This is a genomic window from Empedobacter sp. UBA6745 (assembly GCF_002453775.1).
Lineage (GTDB): Bacteria > Bacteroidota > Bacteroidia > Flavobacteriales > Weeksellaceae > Empedobacter > Empedobacter falsenii_C.
In genome coordinates, this window is sequence record NZ_DKHL01000050.1 from 23,697 (window position 1) to 43,189 (window position 19,493).

At 30.4% G+C, this 19,493-nt stretch carries 19 protein-coding genes and 1 pseudogene; 14 read left to right on the forward strand and 6 right to left on the reverse strand.

Annotated elements, in window-relative coordinates; all coding sequences use genetic code 11:
- The first annotated feature begins 56 nt into the window (after window positions 1–56).
- The gene (locus tag B4H69_RS14330; RefSeq protein ID WP_180906301.1) at window positions 57–452 is read left to right on the forward strand and encodes a hypothetical protein; all 396 of its coding nucleotides are present in this window, start codon (window positions 57–59) and stop codon (window positions 450–452) included.
- Entirely contained in the window at window positions 427–1,263 is an 837-nt protein-coding gene (locus B4H69_RS14335; RefSeq protein WP_291094595.1) for a tetratricopeptide repeat protein, read from the forward strand. Before B4H69_RS14330 ends, B4H69_RS14335 begins: the two co-directional genes overlap by 26 nt.
- 81 nt (window positions 1,264–1,344) lie before the next feature.
- On the opposite strand, the gene B4H69_RS14340 is transcribed toward B4H69_RS14335, so the two are convergent.
- Together B4H69_RS14340 and B4H69_RS14345 are read right to left on the reverse strand one after the other, a co-directional pair.
- Window positions 1,345–1,716, reverse strand: coding sequence for a YchJ family protein (locus B4H69_RS14340; protein ID WP_038336606.1), 372 nt, complete (start codon window positions 1,714–1,716; stop codon window positions 1,345–1,347).
- Window positions 1,717–1,745: 29 nt separating this feature from the next.
- Window positions 1,746–2,468: an RDD family protein gene (locus tag B4H69_RS14345; RefSeq protein ID WP_180906298.1), complete on the reverse strand. Its 723-nt coding sequence runs from the start codon at window positions 2,466–2,468 to the stop codon at window positions 1,746–1,748.
- Between the two features lie 29 nt (window positions 2,469–2,497).
- On the opposite strand from B4H69_RS14345, the gene B4H69_RS14350 reads away from it, so the two are divergent.
- The 6 genes from B4H69_RS14350 to B4H69_RS14375 all read left to right on the forward strand — a co-directional run bounded on the left by B4H69_RS14350 (window position 2,498) and on the right by B4H69_RS14375 (window position 8,394).
- Window positions 2,498–3,493: a stage II sporulation protein M gene (locus B4H69_RS14350; protein WP_180906297.1), complete on the forward strand. Its 996-nt coding sequence runs from the start codon at window positions 2,498–2,500 to the stop codon at window positions 3,491–3,493.
- Window positions 3,480–4,142 carry a hypothetical protein gene (locus B4H69_RS14355; RefSeq protein ID WP_180906296.1) on the forward strand — a complete coding sequence of 221 codons (663 nt, stop codon included), beginning with the start codon at window positions 3,480–3,482 and terminating at the stop codon, window positions 4,140–4,142. The genes B4H69_RS14350 and B4H69_RS14355 overlap by 14 nt, the downstream gene beginning before the upstream one ends.
- Window positions 4,139–5,383 carry a hypothetical protein gene (locus B4H69_RS14360; protein ID WP_180906295.1) on the forward strand — a complete coding sequence of 415 codons (1,245 nt, stop codon included), beginning with the start codon at window positions 4,139–4,141 and terminating at the stop codon, window positions 5,381–5,383. The genes B4H69_RS14355 and B4H69_RS14360 overlap by 4 nt, the downstream gene beginning before the upstream one ends.
- Window positions 5,383–6,369 carry an AAA family ATPase gene (locus tag B4H69_RS14365; RefSeq protein ID WP_180906294.1) on the forward strand — a complete coding sequence of 329 codons (987 nt, stop codon included), beginning with the start codon at window positions 5,383–5,385 and terminating at the stop codon, window positions 6,367–6,369. The genes B4H69_RS14360 and B4H69_RS14365 overlap by 1 nt, the downstream gene beginning before the upstream one ends.
- The gene (locus B4H69_RS14370) at window positions 6,369–7,697 is read left to right on the forward strand and encodes a DUF58 domain-containing protein (protein ID WP_180906293.1); all 1,329 of its coding nucleotides are present in this window, start codon (window positions 6,369–6,371) and stop codon (window positions 7,695–7,697) included. Before B4H69_RS14365 ends, B4H69_RS14370 begins: the two co-directional genes overlap by 1 nt.
- Before the next feature lie 79 nt (window positions 7,698–7,776).
- Window positions 7,777–8,394 carry an N-acetylmuramoyl-L-alanine amidase family protein gene (locus tag B4H69_RS14375; RefSeq protein WP_180906292.1) on the forward strand — a complete coding sequence of 206 codons (618 nt, stop codon included), beginning with the start codon at window positions 7,777–7,779 and terminating at the stop codon, window positions 8,392–8,394.
- Window positions 8,395–8,443: 49 nt separating this feature from the next.
- Here the strand turns inward: B4H69_RS14375 and B4H69_RS14380 are convergent, their stop codons facing one another.
- Window positions 8,444–10,840 (reverse strand): outer membrane beta-barrel family protein, encoded by a 2,397-nt coding sequence (locus B4H69_RS14380; protein ID WP_180906291.1) that lies wholly within the window; start codon window positions 10,838–10,840, stop codon window positions 8,444–8,446.
- Window positions 10,841–10,965: 125 nt separating this feature from the next.
- On the opposite strand from B4H69_RS14380, the gene B4H69_RS14385 reads away from it, so the two are divergent.
- Complete coding sequence (locus tag B4H69_RS14385; protein WP_180906290.1) at window positions 10,966–11,571, forward strand: N-acetylmuramoyl-L-alanine amidase family protein; 606 nt, start codon at window positions 10,966–10,968, stop codon at window positions 11,569–11,571.
- A gap of 56 nt (window positions 11,572–11,627) precedes the next feature.
- Here the strand turns inward: B4H69_RS14385 and B4H69_RS14390 are convergent, their stop codons facing one another.
- Entirely contained in the window at window positions 11,628–12,317 is a 690-nt protein-coding gene (locus tag B4H69_RS14390) for a DsbA family oxidoreductase (protein ID WP_291094605.1), read from the reverse strand.
- Between the two features lie 229 nt (window positions 12,318–12,546).
- Between B4H69_RS14390 and B4H69_RS14395 the strand changes: the two genes are divergently transcribed.
- The 5 genes and pseudogenes from B4H69_RS14395 (at window position 12,547) to B4H69_RS14415 (ending at window position 18,056) form a co-directional block, all read left to right on the forward strand.
- Window positions 12,547–13,836, forward strand: coding sequence for an adenylosuccinate synthase (locus B4H69_RS14395; protein WP_038333598.1), 1,290 nt, complete (start codon window positions 12,547–12,549; stop codon window positions 13,834–13,836).
- Between the two features lie 58 nt (window positions 13,837–13,894).
- The gene (locus B4H69_RS14400; protein WP_038333597.1) at window positions 13,895–14,749 is read left to right on the forward strand and encodes a fructosamine kinase family protein; all 855 of its coding nucleotides are present in this window, start codon (window positions 13,895–13,897) and stop codon (window positions 14,747–14,749) included.
- Window positions 14,750–14,770: 21 nt separating this feature from the next.
- Window positions 14,771–16,203: pseudogene (gene purB, locus B4H69_RS14405) on the forward strand (adenylosuccinate lyase).
- Window positions 16,204–16,299: 96 nt separating this feature from the next.
- The gene (locus B4H69_RS14410) at window positions 16,300–17,367 is read left to right on the forward strand and encodes an SGNH/GDSL hydrolase family protein (protein ID WP_180906287.1); all 1,068 of its coding nucleotides are present in this window, start codon (window positions 16,300–16,302) and stop codon (window positions 17,365–17,367) included.
- A 134-nt stretch (window positions 17,368–17,501) separates the two neighbouring features.
- The gene (locus B4H69_RS14415) at window positions 17,502–18,056 is read left to right on the forward strand and encodes a hypothetical protein (RefSeq protein WP_180906286.1); all 555 of its coding nucleotides are present in this window, start codon (window positions 17,502–17,504) and stop codon (window positions 18,054–18,056) included.
- 49 nt (window positions 18,057–18,105) lie between these two features.
- On the opposite strand, the gene B4H69_RS14420 is transcribed toward B4H69_RS14415, so the two are convergent.
- A complete protein-coding gene (locus B4H69_RS14420; protein ID WP_291094610.1) occupies window positions 18,106–18,579 on the reverse strand; it encodes a DUF962 domain-containing protein in 474 nt (157 codons plus the stop codon).
- Window positions 18,580–18,785: 206 nt separating this feature from the next.
- Window positions 18,786–19,493, reverse strand: coding sequence for an SAM-dependent methyltransferase (locus tag B4H69_RS14425; RefSeq protein ID WP_180906284.1), 708 nt, complete (start codon window positions 19,491–19,493; stop codon window positions 18,786–18,788).

Consider the following 19,493-nt stretch of genomic DNA (forward strand, 5'->3'; position numbering starts at 1 on the left):
CTATTGTTGCAGTGATAATTCTCTCTTCAATAATTTACTTTTCTTTCAAAACTAAAGTGGGAAGAATAGATAAAAAAGAAATCATCGATAAAGGAACTTCATTTGAGCCTTGTTCTTCTACAATTTATCAATATTATGGCTCTGGTGCAGGTTATAGAACAGAACGTTATGGCATTCGTAAAGTAATTTCTGAACCAATTCATCAATTAAATTTCCCTAATTTTTCTGGGCTTATAGTTGTACGATTTGTAATTAATTGTAAATATGAAATTGGTTATTTCAGAATTAAAGCAGTTGACCAAGATTATAAAAAGGTTGAAATTTCTGATGATTTGCAAAAGAAAATTGTTGCTATTGTTCAGCAATTAAATGATTGGAACGGAAAAAATGTAGATTCGTATTATCAAATTCAAATAAAGTTAAAGAATGGAAAAGTTGAAGACATTTTTTAAGTCAAAAACGTGGCGAATTATTTGGGGATCATTGAAATTATTTATTTCTATTCCAATCTTTTGTATAAGTGTTTTTACTATATATCAATTCTTATTTTCTTCTAACAATAAATTGTTTGTATTTGCTGGTGATACACAAGGCTCTTATTATTCTGATTTTATGTTTGATCGTTTATTAAAATCAGAACCTAAGAATTCTAAATTTTGGTGGGAATCTTCAGTTGCTTATAATAAAAATGGAGATTTTGAAGAAGGAATGCGTCGTTTAAATAAAGCAAATTCTTTAAACGCTACAGATCATTTAGGTTATACAGGTTGGATTAAATATACAAAACTAAAAGATTACGAAAATGCCTTAAAAGATTTTCATCGATTAGATAAATTGTCAAACGTTGTGGAATATCCTTGGGGCGAGAATATTTATTTTCAAATGGGAATTTGTTATCAAGGTTTAGGAGATTATGATTCGGCAATAGTTTATTATGATAAATTTATTGCATCCGAAAAAAATCCTAATAATATCTATCCAAGAATGTATACTTATCGTGGAAAAATTGAAGCTGATCGAAAAAATTATTCAAAAGCTTTAGATTTTTATAATAAAACAATCGGTTTGGATAAAAATATTGCGGAAGTCTATTATTATAAAGCCGAAACGTACCGACTTACTAATCAGAAAGATTCAGCTAAAGTAAATTATAATAAAAGTTTAGATTTAATCAGAAATAATTATAAAAATCAAGATGCTTATGATGAAGTCTTTTTAGAAATCTATGATACAGAAATTCAGGATAAATTGAAGGAATTGTAAATGTAATTATTCAAAAAAAAAACATTTTTTAGATTTCTCGACTTCGCTCGAAAAGACACTTTCCCGAATTTATTTTTAAAATCAATAAAACTCTCCATCTACATAAAACCATTTGCCATTCTCTTGCACAAATGTAGAAAGCTCGTCATGTTCGTAGATTTCACCTTGTTTATCTTGATAATAAGCTCTAAATCGAACTTTATTAGCTTTTGCAAAAACAATTTCTAACTTTAACCATTTATTCGATTTAGCCCACTCTTCGATATCACTAAAATCATTATCTTTTTGTATAGAAGAATGTGTTGTATCAACTAAATATTCAGGCAAAACCATTGCAAAAGCAGCATAACGAGAACGCATCAACTCTTCGGGAGTTTTTGGCAATTCTTTATTTAAATGAAAAGGTTCGCAACAATTTTTATATTCTTTTCCAGAACAACAAGGACAATTCATTTTACTTATTTTTTTTGCAAAGATACTGTTTACTTGTCTTTGTGATAATGATAATGATCTTGAATCACCACTTGAATAAAATCAATATTTCCTAAACCATCACTTTTCACCTCCATTATTTCCTCCAGTTTTCGAGTTAATTTTAATAAAATATCATAATTATTATTGTTCAATGCAGACGTAAAATTTTCTTTTACAATATTAATATCACGATCAGACAAGCGATAAACTTCGGGAAAACGAATTTTATAGGTTTCAGAAACTTCAGCGAAAATAGTTTGTGATAAATCTAATTTCGGATTCAAATCAATCAAACATGTATTCGCAACAATATCACCTAAACGTTGACCATTTTTATTGATAATCATTGTAATCAACGCAATAAGTCCAGTAAATAAAAACAATTCTACAATACCAATCACCCAACGTAAGAAATAATCGAAATTATTGGCGCGGTTTCCATCCATTCGTATTACACGAATCTTCATGATCCATTTTCCAACAGTTTGCCCTTTCATCAAAATCTCTAAAATCAACGGATAAAGTAAAAATATAAAACCTATTATACTATAAATACCCATTCGAAACCATTCGTCTCTATTCGGAATAAACTCCGAAAAATAAGACATGCCGTAAACTAATACGATCCGGATAATCATATCAATAATATAAGCCAGTAAACGTTTTCCGAGTGGCGCAATATTATAAGCAATTTGCACGTTTTGTGGTGTATTGACTAAAAGTTTATTCATATATTTGGTTCACTAACAACTACTCTACTATGAGAGAAGCGCATTTTATTGATAAAAATAAGGCGAAATGGTCTGATATTGAACATAATTTGAAAAATAAAATTGATGTTCATCCAGATATTTTAGCAAAAAACTACATCGAAATTACAAATGATTTGGCGTTTGCTCAAACTTATTACCCAAAAAGTAAGACAAAAGATTATTTGAACGAGTTAGCTTTATTTGCGCATCAGTCAATTTACAAAGATCAAAGAACTTCTGGAAATCAATTTGTACAGTTTTTCAAAGAAGATGTGCCAAATGTAGTCTACAAAAATCACAAAATGTTGTTATATTCATTCCTGATTTTTGCTTTAGCGGTTTTAATTGGCGTTTTATCATCGCATTTCGATCCAGATTTTACACGATTAATTTTAGGAAATCAATATGTAGACGAAACGTTAATGAACATCAAAAAAGGTGATCCTGCAGCAATTTACAAATCAGGAAGCCAGACAGGAAGTTCATTAGCGATTACAATCAATAATATTCGAGTTGCTTTTTTGGCTTTTACATTGGGCTTATTTTTTAGCATTGGATCAGGATATATTCTATTTTCGAACGGGATTATGTTAGGTGCATTCCATTATATGTTTTTCAAAGAAGGTGTTTTGGGAAAGGCGATGTCAGCAATTTGGATGCATGGAACAATTGAAATTTCGGTGATTATTATTGCAGGAGCTTGCGGTTTGATGTTAGGAAATGGCTTTATGTTCCCGAAAACTTTATCGCGAAAAAAATCACTCATAATCAAAGCAAAAGAAGCAGTAATGATTTTATTAAGCACTGTTCCAATGTTTATTATAGCTGGATTTATCGAAGGTTTTATTACGCGTTTATATGATGTAAATATTGTATTGAGTTTATCGGTTATAATCCTTTCATTAATCTTAATTATTTGGTATTATATCATTTATCCGATTCAAAAAAATAGACAAAAAACTTTTTCGTTCAATCAAACTTTAGAATCGAATGAAACAATTTAGACTATTTTTTACATTTACATTATTATTGATTCAATTCGTTGTTTTTGCACAAGAAAAAACAGCAGAATTTAAAGCATTCAAAGAAAAATATGCTGGAAAAGAATTTAATTACGAAGATGTTCCAAAACCTAAAAAAGAATTCGAACCTGGTTTTTTCTCAAAAATAATCGAAGGGATTTTTAGATTTCTTTCTTATTTACCTTGGGAAATCATTTTCTATTTTGTGATTGGATTATTTTTAATTTTTCTTGCCACACGTATTTATAAAAATGGAGGAATACTTAAACGAAATTCGAAAAAATTATATAACGAATCTGATTTTGATTTTATCGAAGAAAATTTAGCAGAAGTTAATTTGAATTCTTTAATCAATAAAGCAGAAACGGAGCAAAATTTTGCTTTAGCAATTCGTTATTTACATTACCAAAATCTACAAAATTTAGATAAAAAAGGTTGGATTGAATGGGATCCAAAGAAAACAAATCAACAATTTATCAATCAAATTAAAGACGAAAAATCAAAAATTTTATTCAATCAAAACACTAAAATTTTTAATCAAGTTTGGTTTGGAGAATTTAAAATTGATGAAAATAAATACCACGAATTCAAGACAAATTTCAATCAGTTTAATCAATATTTAGCCTCATGAAAAAGAAATTAGGTATTCTATTAGGCGCGGTTTTATTGGTCGGAATTTTTGTATTTTCTTTCTCAAAACTTCGTTATAAACTTCCTAAATCATGGGATGTTAGCCTTTATCAAAATAGTAAAGATCCTTACGGATTATTTATTATGCACGAAGAACTTGGGAATTTATCCAATGGAAAAATGAAAGATCTGGAAAAACTTTCTGAATTAAAAATTGATCCTAAAAAAGCAAAAGATTATGCAGTTGTTGTGCTTGGTTCTGAGATTTATTTTGATACAGTTTCCAAAAATCTATTAAGCAAAATTGCCGAAAATGGTGGAATTGTAATGATTGCAGATTATTATGACAATTTTGGTGATGATACAAATGGAAAAGAAGACATTAACGACGAAACGGATTCTACAGATACAATAACAACGGATTCTACGGAATCTGAAGAGAATATGTTGTACAATCAGACTATAAATATTAATAATAATTTTGAACTTAGAACAAATAAATCTTTTAAAATAAAGAAGAAAAAAGAAATTGAACATCACTATTTTAGCGATATCACAAGTGATTCTGAAATCATTGGAACAATTACTTATAAAGATAAAGCTTATCCAAATTATTTAAAAATAAAGCCAAAAGATTACAAAGGCTATTATTTGTATCATGCAGAACCGCTTTATTTTACGAATTATTATTTATTAAATGAAGACAGTTATTTCTATGCTAAATCAGTTTTAGAACCATTAAAAGGGAAAACTATTTTTTGGTACAATACCTCGAAAACTTATGCAGGAAGTTCGTCAATGATGCGTTTCGTAATGGGCGAACCAGCTCTAAAAGCTGCTTGGATAACGCTATTGGTTTTACTTTTCTTCTTTTTAATTTTTAGAAGTAAACGTGAGCAACGCATCATTCCAATTTATACCAAAGAAGAAAATCATACCGTCGAATTTGCTAAGACAATTTCTTCTTTATACCAAGAAAATGGAGAAGTAAAAGACATTGTTTCAAAGAAAATCGATTATTTTTTATATAAATTGAGAAAAACATTTTTAATCGAAACAGACGATATTACGAATAAACAATTCATTGAAATTGTTGCACAAAAAGCAAATTTGAGTCAAGAAGAATGTCTTGAAAAATTCACGATTCTTAAAAATATTTATCAAAAAAATCAACCAAATGAACACGATTTGAAAACTGTGTATCAAATCATCGAAAACTATAAACAAAAAGCAAATATCTAATGAGCGAAAATACATATCAACCATTCGAAAATAGAGTCGATTTTTCGGATGTACAAAATAAAATGCAAACGGTAAAAAATGAATTGAAAAAGGTAATTGTCGGACAAGATGATATTATCGATCAATTAATTTTAGCTTTGCTGTCTAACGGTCATTCTCTTATTGAAGGTTTGCCTGGAGTTGCCAAAACAATGATGGCAAAATTGTTGGCAAAAACGATAGATTCTGATTTTAGTAGAATTCAGTTTACGCCAGATTTAATGCCTTCTGATGTGATTGGAACGTCTATTTTAAATTCTAAAATCAATGAATTTGAGTTCAAAAAAGGACCAATTTTTTCGAATATTATTTTGATTGATGAGATTAACCGTTCGCCTGCAAAAACTCAAGCGGCTTTATTCGAATCGATGTCAGAAAGACAAGTAACAGTTGATGGAACAACTTATCCTTTGCAAGCTCCTTTTTTGGTTTTTGCAACTCAAAATCCAATTGAACAAGAAGGAACGTATCGATTACCAGAAGCGCAATTGGATCGTTTTATTTTTAAGATTTATGTCAAATATCCTTCGTTAGAAAGTGAAATTGAATTATTGAAAGAACAACAAGAACGCAAAAATATCGACAAAGAATCGTTGGTAGAAAAAGTAATTTCAGGAAATGAAATTATTGAGTTCCAAGATCGCATAAAATCGGTTTTCGTGCACGAAGCGCTAATTACGTATATTGCGACAATTGTTCATCAAACCAGAATCGATCAAACCTTGTATATGGGGGCATCGCCACGTGCTTCTATCGCGATTTTAGATGCAGCAAAATCTAATGCAGCGGTGAATGGACGCGATTTTGTGATTCCAGAAGATATCAAACAAATTGCGCATACAATTTTGGGACACCGCGTTGTGATGGTTCCAGAAAAAGAGATGGAAGGTTTTACAACACAACATATTATTCAGCAAATTATTGATCGCGTAGAAATTCCTCGTTAATGAAATTTTTCAGAAGCTTATTTCTTACCAATCGCTTTTTTTATGCGGGATTATTGATTACATTTTGTTATGTGATCGCATTTTTTCTACCTCCTATTTACATTATTGCAAAGATTTTGACATTTGTCTTTATCGTTAGTGTTATTGTCGAAATATTTTTGGTTTATATTCCTAAAACTTCCATTGAAGTTATTCGAAATTATCCAGAACGATTATCAAATGGCGATGAAAATGAATTGGAACTTTTCGTGACAAATCATTATCAATTTCCGCTGAATGTAAGGATTATAGAAGAGTTTCCTGTTCAATTACAATTAAGAGATTTTCAGTTTAGAAAACGATTTAAAAGTGGTCAAAATACTAAATTTGATTTTAAAATTCGACCAACAGAGCGAGGTTCGTATAAATTTGGATTAACAAATGTATTTATTTCTGTTTTTGGATTGATTGAGAAAAAGATCAAAATAAACGAACCTATTTCAATTGCGTGCTATCCTTCTTATTTGCAATTAAAACAATTTCAATTATATTCTACCGCTCAGTTACAGAATCAATTTGGGATGAAAAGAATTCGAAAAATTGGAACAAATACAGAATTTGAAAATATAAAAAATTATACGATTGGTGACGAATATCGTTTAATCAATTGGAAAGCAACGGCGAAAGCAAATCGATTGATGGTAAATCAATTTCAGGAAGAAAAATCGCAGCCTGTTTATTCGTTAATTGATTTGGGAAGAACGATGCGAATGCCTTTTGATGGTTTAAAATTGTTGGATTATTCGATCAATTCGAGTTTAGTTGTCGCAAATATTTCACTTCAAAAAAATGAAAAAGCAGGTTTAATTACATTTAATAAAAGAATTCAAGATCACGTTGTTGCTGATCGAAAAAATCATCAAATGCAATTGATTTTAGAGAAATTATACAATGTACAAACTGATTTTTTGGAAAGTGATTTTGGACAATTATATGCCTATATCAAACGAAAATTAACGCAACGATCGCTTTTATTTATTTACACCAATTTTGAAACAATTGATGGTTTAGAACGTCAATTACCATATCTGAAATTGATTAAAAAATCACATGTTGTCGTTTTGATTCTTTTTAAAAATTCTGAATTGAAAAAACTAAATCATCAGAAAGCAAAAACTACAACTGACATTTATGATCAAACAATTGCCGAAAAGTTTAATTACGACAAAGAATTAATCATAAATCGTTTGCATCAATTTGGGATTTTAACCATTTATTGCGAACCACAAGAATTGTCTATTAACTTAATCAATAAGTATTTAGAGATAAAAGCGCGAGGTTTATTTTAAAAAAAGATTTATTTAACCAATTATTTAGAAAAAAAAGCACAATTATTGCTTAAAGTTGGTCAATTTAATCTGAACAACCATGAAAAAACTATTTCAGATCTTTTGTTTAATCTTAACAACAGGTCTTTTTGCACAAACAAATTTTATCGAAAATAAAACACCTTCTACAAAGCGCGTAATCCTTTTGGATGCTGGACACGGAGGAACAGATACTGGTGTAAAAAAAGATGAATTTCAGGAAAAAGATATTGTGCTGAAAATTGCAGAAATTATTCAAGAAAAAAATCCTTTTACAGACGTTGACTTTGTATTATTGAGAAAAGGTGACGAACAAATTATCAATACAAGTCGTGCGAAAATGATTAATGAAATAAAACCTGATTTGGTTTTATCAATCCACGCAAATTATAATGTAAAAGATTCGAAAAAAGGAACAGAAATTCACCTTTCTCCATTGAATCCTACTTTCGAAGAATGTAAAATACTTGGCGAAAAAATTGGAAAAAGTATAAGTTCTTTAGGTTTTGAAAATTTAGGAATTGTTGAAACAAATTCGAAAATATTACGAGATTCACAAGTTCCAATTATTATGATTGAAATCGGTTATTTGACAAATGACGATGACCGAAAAATCTTAACAAACGAAAGTAATTACCCTAAAATAGCAGATAAAATTTTTGAAGCATTGAAGAATTAGACATAAAAAAATCTCAGAGCATTTTGCTCTGAGATTTTTTGTTTTTTCTCTATTTTCCTCCACTTCTATTTGCTTCTTCTGCATTAGACGTTTGACGTTTACTCACATTGATTTTTGAATTACCAAATTTATATGAAACCGAAAAACGTATCGATTGCGAATCATAATATTGTCTAAACGATTGCGGAATATTTTGCACATTTGTCGATAATGTTGAAAGATCTGTTTTGAAAATATCATACGCCATCAACGACAACGTTAATTTCTTATCCATCGCCAAATATTTAAAACCTATATCTAACGAAGAACTTGAACTATAATTAAATTCTCTGTTTTTTCCTTTTGGTGTAAACGTATAATTAGCTTGAGCCGTAAACGTTTTTTTAGTATTTAAATTCAGGTTATTATAAACCGAAAAATTAGCTCCATTTCCTGTATATTCTTTATCTAATACATCAATTTCATTGATTGATTTATTAAATCCAAAATTAAATTCAAGATTAGATTCCCACCATTTATAAGGTTTTAAAGTTGATGATAAACTAATTCCGTAATTAGACATTTTATAATAATTTAGTCGCTTAAATATTTGTGTTTGCGTCAATTCTCCATCCAATTCTTGTTCTTGATGAAAAGCAATTTGACCAAAACCATCTTGTATATTTTGATAATAAACTTTTGCTTGTAAATAATCTTTGAATCCATAACTTAATTCGAAATTATACACAAAAGCTGGCTGCATAAAAGGATTTCCTTCTGTGTAAGAAATAGGATTACTGTACCATTTATTTGGATTTAATTCCCAAAAAGCTGGTCGTTGAATTCTTCGTCCAAAATTAAAATTGAAGGAATGATCTTCTGTTGGCTGATATTGAATATAAAATGTTGGGAACAATTTGAAATATTCTTTCTCCGTAATAGTATTCGTGGTAATCGAATTGGCTTTAGATTGCATAAATTCTCCTCTAAGTCCAATTTTAGTTGACCATTTATCTGATAATTTTCGTTGATAAGATAAATACAAACTTTCTACATTTTCGGTATAATTAAAATGATCATTTTGTGTCATCAAATTCTCGTTAGTATTGATATCTGTAAAAACTGAATTCAATTTATAATCAGATTCTGTAGAACTTACTTTTGAACCAAATTCCCACGTTCCTTTTTTGTATGGAAAATAAAAATCAATTTTCCCCGAAATATTCTGAATATCCTTATCATTTAGATTATTTGCTAAAATTGTTTTGCGCTCTTTCTTGAAATACATATCCGAAATAAAATCATTTTCATTTGCCCCAGTATTCGACATATAATCTAAATCAACAGAAAATTTCTTTCCAATTGTATCAAACTTGTGAGTAAAATTTAAGTTCAAATTATAGTTATCTCCATCTCCTCCTGTACGAGAATTGGTAGAAAAATCTTTGATAATCTGCCCATTTTGATTACTAATTGTTCTTGTTCTTTCTTTTCCTCCATTGTAATTATGACCTCCATTAAACTGAATTCCAACTGTATTTTTGTCATTTATCTTATAACTTAAAGTTGTCAAACCAGATAAACCTCTATACATATTTTTATTTCTTACCTTTTGATTCCAATGTTCAGTTGGGTAATCATAATTCATATCATTGGTGTAGATATTATTTCCTGTATAATGCGATAAATCAACCAACGCAGAAAATTTATCTTTGGAGTATGAAAAATTAATTCCATCATTCAGAATTCCATAAACACCTTGGGTATACGAACTTCTCAACGTTGTACTCCACGCATTTTGCTTTGCTTCTTTTAATACAATATTGATTAATCCACTATTTCCCTCAGCTTCATATTTTGCAGGAGGATTTGTTATCACTTCAATCTTTTTGATATTTGCAGATGGAATACTTTTGAGATAATTTGTTAAATCGTTTCCACTCATCTGAACAATTCTATCATTTACCAAAACATTCACCGTACTTTTTCCAACAATAGAAATTTGATCATCTTTAATTTTGACAGAAGGTGTATTTTTCAAAGCATCTAAAGCGTCTCCACCTGTTGCCGCAATGGAATTTTCTACATTAAAAACCAAACGGTCAACTAATCGTTCATACGTCTTCGCTTTTCCTTGCACCAAAACTTCCTTCAAACCTAATTGTTGACTTGTTATCACTATATTTCCTACATCCAAATCATTGTATACAGTTATTTTTCGTTGTTCTACAACTTTTCCTATTTCTTCTATCAATAATTCTACTTCTCCTTTTGGAGTTTTAAGAAGAAACTTTCCATCTGTATTTGTTGTAATAAAATCTATAATCGAATCATTTTGAATGATAGAAACATCTAAAAATTCGACAGGTTGATTTTCTTGGTTGACAATTTTACCTTTTATAGAATATTGAGCAGATAAAAAATTCTGGAGTAAAAAAAGCGTTAGAATGGATGCGTAAAATTTCATTTGTGTTAATTTTTATACCTTATAGACGCTTGAATCGCTAAAATGTTACATCTTTTTTAGGCTAAAAATGTAGTTTTTTATAAATAATTGATTATGTTTATATTAATTAAATTATTACGACTATTATGAAAAAGAAACTATATCTATTTGCTATTGCAAGTTTATTCGCAACATCTACCATGTTTGCACAAACTGCTAAAACCTTTGTCATAGATGCTGGACATGGCGGTTTTGATAATGGTTCAAATAATGGAAATATTGTAGAAAGTGAATATTCTTTAGAATTGGCTCAAAAAATTCAACAATTAGCTAAAAAGAAAAATATCAATGTTATTTTAACGAGAGATGGGAATGATTTTCTTGATTTACAATCTCGTGTTGATAAAATGCATAAATTGGATCCTGAATTAGTTATCTCTTTGCATTTGAATAGTGCTTCAAATAAGGAACTAAAAGGAGCTGAAGTTTTTATCAATAAAGATAATACAGATGCAAATACAGAAAAAATAGGGGCTGAATTAGCACAATTAGTTAGTATCAATTCCATTGAAAACAGAGGCTTGAAGAAAGCTAATTTTAAAATATTAAGAGATTCTAAAAAGCCGACTTTTCTAATCGAATTAGGCTTCGCAAGTAATCCTACTGATGCCGAAACTTTGAAAAGTGCTTATCATAAAAATCAATTAGCAGAAAAAATTGTACAATTTTTAGAGAATTATCAATCAATATAATACGAAAAAAAGGACTTCAAATTGAAGTCCTTTTTTATATTTATTTGCAAATTGTTTTAATCACAATTTCCGTCAACATCACAAGAAGCAACATTTTGAGGTTGATCCAAATGATCTTTTTCGTAAGCCTGTGTCAAAGCAGAAACGAAATACTCGACAGGTTGAGCACCAGAAAGTGCGTATTTACGGTCAATTACGAAAAACGGAACGCCAGAAACACCAATATTACGTGCATCTAAAATATTCGAAGCAACTTCAAAAACATTTGCATCAGAATTTAGCATTTCAAGAACTTCGGTTTTGTTCAAACCAATTTCTTCACCCAATTCAGCCAAAACTTCATAATCAGCCACATTTTTACCTTCAGTAAAATACGCTTTAAAAAGTCTTTCTTCTGCTTCCGAACCTTTTCCATTCGCTTGCGCAAAATGAATCAATCGATGTGCATCTCCTGTATTGACAACTTTAGAATTTTGTTGTTGAAAATCAATTCCAACAGCTTTTCCCATTTCAGCCAATTGATTATTCATTGCCGAAACTTGTTCTTCCGAAATTCCTTTTGCTTCGATCAAATAATCATTCACAGAAGTAATTTCAGTTTTAGATAAATCAGGATTTAACTGAAAACTTTTCCATTCAACTTGTATTTTATCTTGATAAGGAATTTGCGTTAGAGCTTGTTCAAAATGTTTTTTTCCGATATAACAGAACGGACACATTACATCCGACCAGATTTCAATTTTCATATGGAAATTTTTGGTGTAAAAGTTTGTAAAAATACGCTTTTTATTTGAATGGATTCGGTTATTTTTCGGTTAATTTAATCTTGAAAAATTATTAACAAAATCTTGAAAAATAATCGTGCTAAATTGAGTTTTAAATTTGTTTAAGACAAGGTTTAAATTACCTTTGCAGTGAACCAAGATAAGATGATTATTTTCATTTTTATTCCAAAACAAATAACGAACAAACAATATGTCAACACACGTAGTAGTCGGTCTTCAATGGGGTGACGAGGGAAAAGGAAAAATTACAGATGTATTAGCCGAAAAATCGGATTATGTTGTACGCTACCAAGGTGGTAACAACGCTGGTCATACAGTATATGTAGGCGATGATAAATTTGTCTTACACTTATTACCTTCTGGAGTTTTACAATGCAAAGGAAAATGTATTATTGCGAATGGTGTCGTAGTAAATCCTGAAGCTTTTTTTGCAGAAACTGAACAATTAGAAGCAAAAGGTTACTCTACAGATCACGTTTTTATCTCGAGAAGAGCGCATATCATCATGCCTTATCACATTTTGTTAGACGAATATCGTGAAGAATTTGCAGGAAAAGATAGTCAAATTGGTACAACAAAACGCGGAATTGGTCCTTGTTATGAGGATAAAGTAGCGCGTGTTGGTATTCGTGCAATTGATTTATTAAACCCTGAAGTTTTAGCAGAAAAAATCAAAGAAAATTTAGTGGTTAAAAATGCTTTATTCGAAAAATTATTCAATAAAGAGCCATTAAAATTCGAAGATATTTACGAAAAATATTTAGCTTACGGAGAGCGTTTGAAAGAACGTATCATGGATTCTGAATTAGAAATCAATCATGCGATTGACGAAGGTAAAAATGTATTATTCGAAGGTGCGCAAGCATTAATGTTAGACATCGATTTTGGTACATATCCATTCGTTACATCATCTTCTCCTACAACTGGTGGAGTTTGTGTTGGTGCTGGAGTTCCTCCTACAAAATTGAAAAATTTGATCGGAGTTTCGAAAGCATATTGTACACGCGTTGGTAACGGTCCTTTTCCAACAGAATTGGACAACGAATTGGGAGAACAAATTCGTCAAGTTGGTCACGAATTCGGAGCATCAACAGGTCGTCCACGCCGTACAGGTTGGTTAGATTTAGTAGCTTTGAAACACGCTTGTATGATTAACGGAATTACACATTTAGTAATCACTAAATTAGATGTAATGTCGAATATTGATACAGTAAAAGTTTGTACAGGTTACAAAACGGAAGACGGAAAAATCATTGATTATTTCACTTCTTCTACAACTAAATTAGCTGATTACGAAGCACAATACGACGAATTACCAGGATGGAAAGAAGATATTACAAATGTAAAATCTTTTGATGAGTTACCGCAAACAGCGCAAGACTACATCCACTACATTGAGAAATACTTAGGAATCGAAGTTTATTTAGTTTCGGTTGGACCAGAGCGTTCTCAAAACATTATTAGAACAACTTTATTTTAATAAATTAAATAGTATAGCCTGACTTTTTTGTTGGGCTATAACTTTATGAGATATTTTTATGAACGAAATTTTAGAACGATTAAAACAATTGAATTTAGGTATAGATTCTATCGTCCCAATAAAAGGTGGTGATATTAACGATGCTTTTCGATTAGAATCGTTTGATAAAAAATATTTTTTAAAGGTAAATTCCGCAAACAACTTTCCTCATCTTTTCAAGAAAGAAGCACGTGCTTTAGAAGCCATCAAAAAGACCAAAACATTTTCGGTTCCGAAAGTGGTAAATGTTGGCGAAGCTGGAAAAGATTTTCAATATTTATTATTAGAATGGATGGAAACCTCTACTCCAACTGTTGTAAATTGGGAAAACTTAGGAAAAAATTTAGCAAAACTTCATCAAAATACAAGTAAACAATTTGGTTGGTCAGAAGATAATTACATTGCAATTGTCGTTCAGCCAAATAGTTTAACGGATTCTTGGAGCGAATTTTATGCAAAAAATCGCATCATGCCAATGATGAAACTACTGCAAAACAAACAATTAATCAATTCAAAACAAATAAAATCTGCAGAGAATTTATGTAAACAATTGAATTCTATATTTCCAGAAGAAAAGCCAGCTTTATTGCATGGAGATTTTTGGAACGGAAATATTTTAGCCAATAAAAAAGGTGAATTCTCGGTTATAGATCCTGCAATTTATTATGGTCATCGCGAAATGGATTTGGCTATTGCAAAGCTTTTTGGAGGATTTGATGATGTATTTTTTGATGCTTATCACGAAAATAATCCTTTAGCACCAAATTTCGAAGAGCGTTTACCGATTGCACAATTATTTCCATTACTGATACACGCTTACCTTTTCGAAGGTTATTATGTGAAAGATGTGCAAACCATTTTGAAAAAATTTTAAAAAACAAAACAAACAAATACAATGAACAAGTATCAAAATCCTTTAGAATCGAGATATTGTAGCGACGAAATGCTATATATCTTTTCTCCTGAGAAAAAATTTACAACATGGAGACAGCTTTGGATTGCTTTAGCAGAAATTGAAAAGGAACTTGGATTAGATATTACAGACGAACAAATTCAAGAGTTAAAAGATAACGCAACAAATATTGATTATGATGTTGCTGCGGCTTACGAAAAGAAATTTCGTCACGATGTAATGGCTCACGTGCACACGTACGGAGATGTTGCACCAAGCGCAAAAGCGATTATTCACTTAGGTGCTACTTCGGCTTTTGTTGGCGATAATACAGATTTGATTCAGATTCGTGATGGATTCCAACACGTAAAAGGACAATTAATCAATGTGATTGATGGTTTAGCAAAATTTGCTCGTCAATACAAAGATTTACCAACTTTAGGATTTACACATTTCCAACCAGCGCAACTAACAACAGTTGGAAAACGTGCAACACTTTGGTTACAATCTGTTTTATTAGATTTAGAAGAATTAGAATTCAGAATAGATACTTTACGTTTTCGTGGAGTAAAAGGAACTACTGGTACAGCAGCTTCTTTCAAAGAATTATTTGATGGAGATTACCAAAAAGTAAAAACATTAGACAAAAAATTATCTGAACGTTTCGGATTCAAAAATGTTTTTGCTGTTTCTGGACAAACTTACGATCGTAAAATTGATGCACAAGCATTAGAATTATTATCAAACATTGCTCAATCTGCACATAAATTTACAAACGATTTACGTTTATTACAGAATNNAATTTAAAAGAGATTGAAGAACCTTTTGAGAAAAATCAAATTGGATCTTCTGCAATGGCATATAAACGTAACCCAATGCGTTCTGAGCGCATCGCTTCTTTAGCGAAGTACGTAATGTCTTTAGCTACTTCTCCTGCAATGGTTGCATCAACTCAATGGTTCGAAAGAACGTTAGATGATTCAGCTAATAAACGTTTAGCAGTTCCTCAAGCTTTCTTAGCGATTGATGCAATTTTAATCATTTGGAACAATATTTTAGATGGTTTAGTCGTTTATCCTAAAATAATCGAAAAGCATATCGCGGAAGAATTACCATTTATGGCAACCGAATATATTATTATGGAAGGTGTTAAAAATGGTGGTGATCGTCAAGAATTACACGAAATTATCCGTACACATTCTATGGAAGCTGCAAAACAAGTGAAAATGGAAGGTAAATCAAATGATTTGATTGAGCGTATTATTGCTGATGATAATGTAAAAATTGATAAAGAAAAATTAGTCGAATTATTAGATCCGAAAAACTTTACAGGATTTGCTTCTGAACAAACAGAAGAATTCTTAAATGATTTAGTTGATCCAATTATCGAAGAAAATAAAACACTTTTAGGCGCACATACTGACCTTAAAGTGTAATCCCGCTTAGAATTAACAAGTACACATGAGACAAGAAAAAAGACTTCCAATATTGGAAGTCTTTTTTTAATTTTAACCTTTAATCAATTATAACCAATGAGAAAATTCTTTCTGCTTTTTGCACTTATTTGTTCTTTTCAAGTATTTGCTCAATTAAAATATATTACAAATAAAGATTTCTCTGTTCAAGGAAAAGCATTTAATAACGCACCATTTTATCATAGAATTGACACCAACAAATACGCAAATCTTCCTGACAAAGTGAAAGGTTTGTTTACAACTCCCGCTGGATTATATGTTGCATTCAAATCGAATACGACACAAATAAAATTGGATTGGACAACTCGTTCTACTTATTTAGGCGCAAATACAACTGGAATTATGGCCCGTGGATTGGATTTATATATCAAAGAAAATGGGAAATGGATTTTTGCAGGCGCGGCTTTACCAAATCAGCAAAATATCAAAAGTGAATATGATATTGTCAAGAATCTAACTAAGACAGAAAAGGAATTCATGCTTTATTTACCGCTTTGGAACGAGATAACAGACTTAAAGATCGGAATTGATGCATCTGCTAATTTTATCAATCAACCTATCGCATATAAAAAGAAAATCGTGGTTTATGGTTCAAGCATTGTACAAGGTGCGTCAGCAAGTCGTCCTGGAATGAATTACCCTTCTATTTTAACACGAAAAATGGGTTACGAATTCATTAATTTTGGCTTGAGTGGAAATGCAAAAATTGAAATTGAATTGGCTGAAATGATTAAAGATATTCAAGGTGTTGATTTGTTTATTTTGGATTGTGTTCCTAACAGTTCGCCCGAAGAAATAAAAAGTAGAACAATTCCGTTCGTCAAATTACTCCGAAAATATCACCCAAAAACACCAATCTTGATGGTAGAAAGTTTGATTCGACCAATGAGTAAATTTGATTTAACTGCTCACGAAGATATGACAAGACAAAATCAAACCTATCGTACACAATACGATGCATTGATAAAAGAAGGTGTAAAAGATTTGTATTTATTGAAAGGTGATAATTTAATTGGTTTGGATAACGAAGGTTCTACAGACGGAATTCATCCAAATGATTTAGGTTTTAGCAGATTATCAGAAGCTATTGAGAAAAAAGTAAATGAAATTTTGAGTAAGAAATAGATTATTTTCAAAAAATAATTTTAAAATGTAATCAATAAAAATCTTAACTTAATCACTAATTATTAAACAATTACAACTAACCTATGAGATTAACTATTACCATCCTTATTCTATTTTTTTATTCATGTAAAAAGATGAATAATAATTCAGTTAATATTGTTCAAAATACAAATACTGAAAATCCTAAACCTGATAATAATCAAAATGAAGTCATGAAAACAGATGACATTCTTTTTAATGGAAAACTTAAACGATTTTTTACTAAAAAAGATTTTGAAAACGTTTTTGGTAAAGCTGATAGTATAATGTTGATGTCAGAAGAAGCTCCTTGTTCTTATATTTTCGAAAATAAAGATGGAACCAAAAACATGGATGATAAATACTATTATAAAGATGGCTCTCGTTTTGAAAATTCTAAAAATGAATTTGCAGTTGATGAATTCAGATTCTCAAAGAATAATTACATCTTATACAAAGGAAAAAAATTATCCTCACAAACAACTATTACAGAACTTAAAAAATTGTTTCCAAATGCAATGAATGATATTGGGACAATAGATGTTTATAATGAAGGTAAGTTACAAGTAATTCAATTAAGAGAAGATGAGCATAATATTTCTGATGGACATATCAAAATATTCATTAAAAATGGAAAATTATACAATATGCATTGGTGGTTTCCTTGTTAAAATATTGAGTATAATAGCTGACGAAAAATTAATTACCTTTAAATAATAACTAATATTTTATACCAACTTTTCTCAAAATAAAACCCAACAACCAAATTGGTCCGACCAACAAAAATTGTAAATCTTTGAGAAAACTTGGCTTCTTCCCTTCTATTTTGTTTCCGACAAATTGTAAAATCCACGTGATAATAAATACCACCAAATAAACTATCCAAGATTTTGTACCGAATTGAAGATTGCACAACGAAATAAAATATTCCATAATCAACATTAGAAAAATCATAATTAGACCAACGACAATCGATAATCTAAAATAAAAAACCGAAACAATTACCAACGCAATGATTGAAGCTATACTGATATAACCAAAACTTGGAATATAAAAGTGCGGTGCTGGAATGTAGGAAATAAAACCAAGAATCGTCCAAAAGATTAAAGGAACACAAATCCAATGAATGGTTTTGTTTATCCCATTTTGATGACTTTCTCCATATTCACTAAAAAGTTGTTCTATTTTTCTCATTTTGGATGATTTTATAATTAAATATAAGTTGAATTTTAAGAAATTATAAAACCTAATCGTTAAAATATTTTAATTCACTTCAACTATTTTTACCACAAAAACTGATTATACGAGAAAGCCAACATATAGATGTTGGCTTTCTCGTATACTTTGGAGCAACGACTCGCGAAAAGAAACACGAAGTGTTGATCTATTTTATAAAATTTTTAAGCTTGCATGACAAAAATTGCGGGACGTTTATGAAAATCATACTTTTCATTTTTCCACTCTTTGATCGATAACGTGCGGATGTCTTCGTCCTCTAATGTAATGTGACACGCGACACAAATCTTGGTTTCGGCACGAAGAATTTTCGTTAAATCATCTACCATTTGATTGTTACGATAGGGCGTCTCCATAAAAATTTGAGCAATTCCGGTTTTCGCACTTTCTGCTTCCAAATGAGCCAATTTCTTTTTACGTTCCGTTTTATCGATTGGTAAATAACCGTGAAAAGCAAAGTTTTGACCATTCATTCCAGAAGCCATTAACGCCAACAAAATCGACGATGGACCAATCAAAGGAACTACCTGGATGCGTTTCTGCTGCGCAACTTTTACCAACTGCGCACCTGGGTCTGCAACCGCAGGCAAACCAGCTTCGGAAATAATTCCGATTGTTTTGTTTTGATCCAATAATTTGATCAAATCTAACATTTCTTCTGGCTCTGTATCTTTGTTTAGAATGTAAATATCTAAATCGGCTTGAACTTTTTCGGGGCAAACTTGTTTGATAAATTTACGTGCAGATTTTTCGTTTTCTACCACAAACGTATCAATTGCTCGAATAACGTCAAGATTGTATAAAGGCAATACTCTACTGTGTTCGCTTTCACCTAAAAGTGAAGGAATCAAATAAACTTTAGCCGTTTTCAT

Coding starts and splice junctions, on each gene's coding strand:
- B4H69_RS14385 (WP_180906290.1), top strand. CDS start 10,966: ATGAAAAAGAAACTATATCTATTTGCTATTGCAAGTTTATTCGCAACA.
- B4H69_RS14400 (WP_038333597.1), top strand. CDS start 13,895: ATGAACGAAATTTTAGAACGATTAAAACAATTGAATTTAGGTATAGAT.
- B4H69_RS14360 (WP_180906295.1), top strand. CDS start 4,139: ATGAAAAAGAAATTAGGTATTCTATTAGGCGCGGTTTTATTGGTCGGA.
- B4H69_RS14340 (WP_038336606.1), bottom strand. CDS start 1,716: ATGAATTGTCCTTGTTGTTCTGGAAAAGAATATAAAAATTGTTGCGAA.
- B4H69_RS14410 (WP_180906287.1), top strand. CDS start 16,300: ATGAGAAAATTCTTTCTGCTTTTTGCACTTATTTGTTCTTTTCAAGTA.
- B4H69_RS14380 (WP_180906291.1), bottom strand. CDS start 10,840: ATGAAATTTTACGCATCCATTCTAACGCTTTTTTTACTCCAGAATTTT.
- B4H69_RS14395 (WP_038333598.1), top strand. CDS start 12,547: ATGTCAACACACGTAGTAGTCGGTCTTCAATGGGGTGACGAGGGAAAA.
- B4H69_RS14345 (WP_180906298.1), bottom strand. CDS start 2,468: ATGAATAAACTTTTAGTCAATACACCACAAAACGTGCAAATTGCTTAT.
- B4H69_RS14355 (WP_180906296.1), top strand. CDS start 3,480: ATGAAACAATTTAGACTATTTTTTACATTTACATTATTATTGATTCAA.
- B4H69_RS14420 (WP_291094610.1), bottom strand. CDS start 18,579: ATGAGAAAAATAGAACAACTTTTTAGTGAATATGGAGAAAGTCATCAA.
- B4H69_RS14335 (WP_291094595.1), top strand. CDS start 427: ATGGAAAAGTTGAAGACATTTTTTAAGTCAAAAACGTGGCGAATTATT.
- B4H69_RS14425 (WP_180906284.1), bottom strand. CDS start 19,493: ATGAAAACGGCTAAAGTTTATTTGATTCCTTCACTTTTAGGTGAAAGC.
- B4H69_RS14370 (WP_180906293.1), top strand. CDS start 6,369: ATGAAATTTTTCAGAAGCTTATTTCTTACCAATCGCTTTTTTTATGCG.
- B4H69_RS14350 (WP_180906297.1), top strand. CDS start 2,498: ATGAGAGAAGCGCATTTTATTGATAAAAATAAGGCGAAATGGTCTGAT.
- B4H69_RS14375 (WP_180906292.1), top strand. CDS start 7,777: ATGAAAAAACTATTTCAGATCTTTTGTTTAATCTTAACAACAGGTCTT.
- B4H69_RS14390 (WP_291094605.1), bottom strand. CDS start 12,317: ATGAAAATTGAAATCTGGTCGGATGTAATGTGTCCGTTCTGTTATATC.
- B4H69_RS14365 (WP_180906294.1), top strand. CDS start 5,383: ATGAGCGAAAATACATATCAACCATTCGAAAATAGAGTCGATTTTTCG.
- B4H69_RS14415 (WP_180906286.1), top strand. CDS start 17,502: ATGAATAATAATTCAGTTAATATTGTTCAAAATACAAATACTGAAAAT.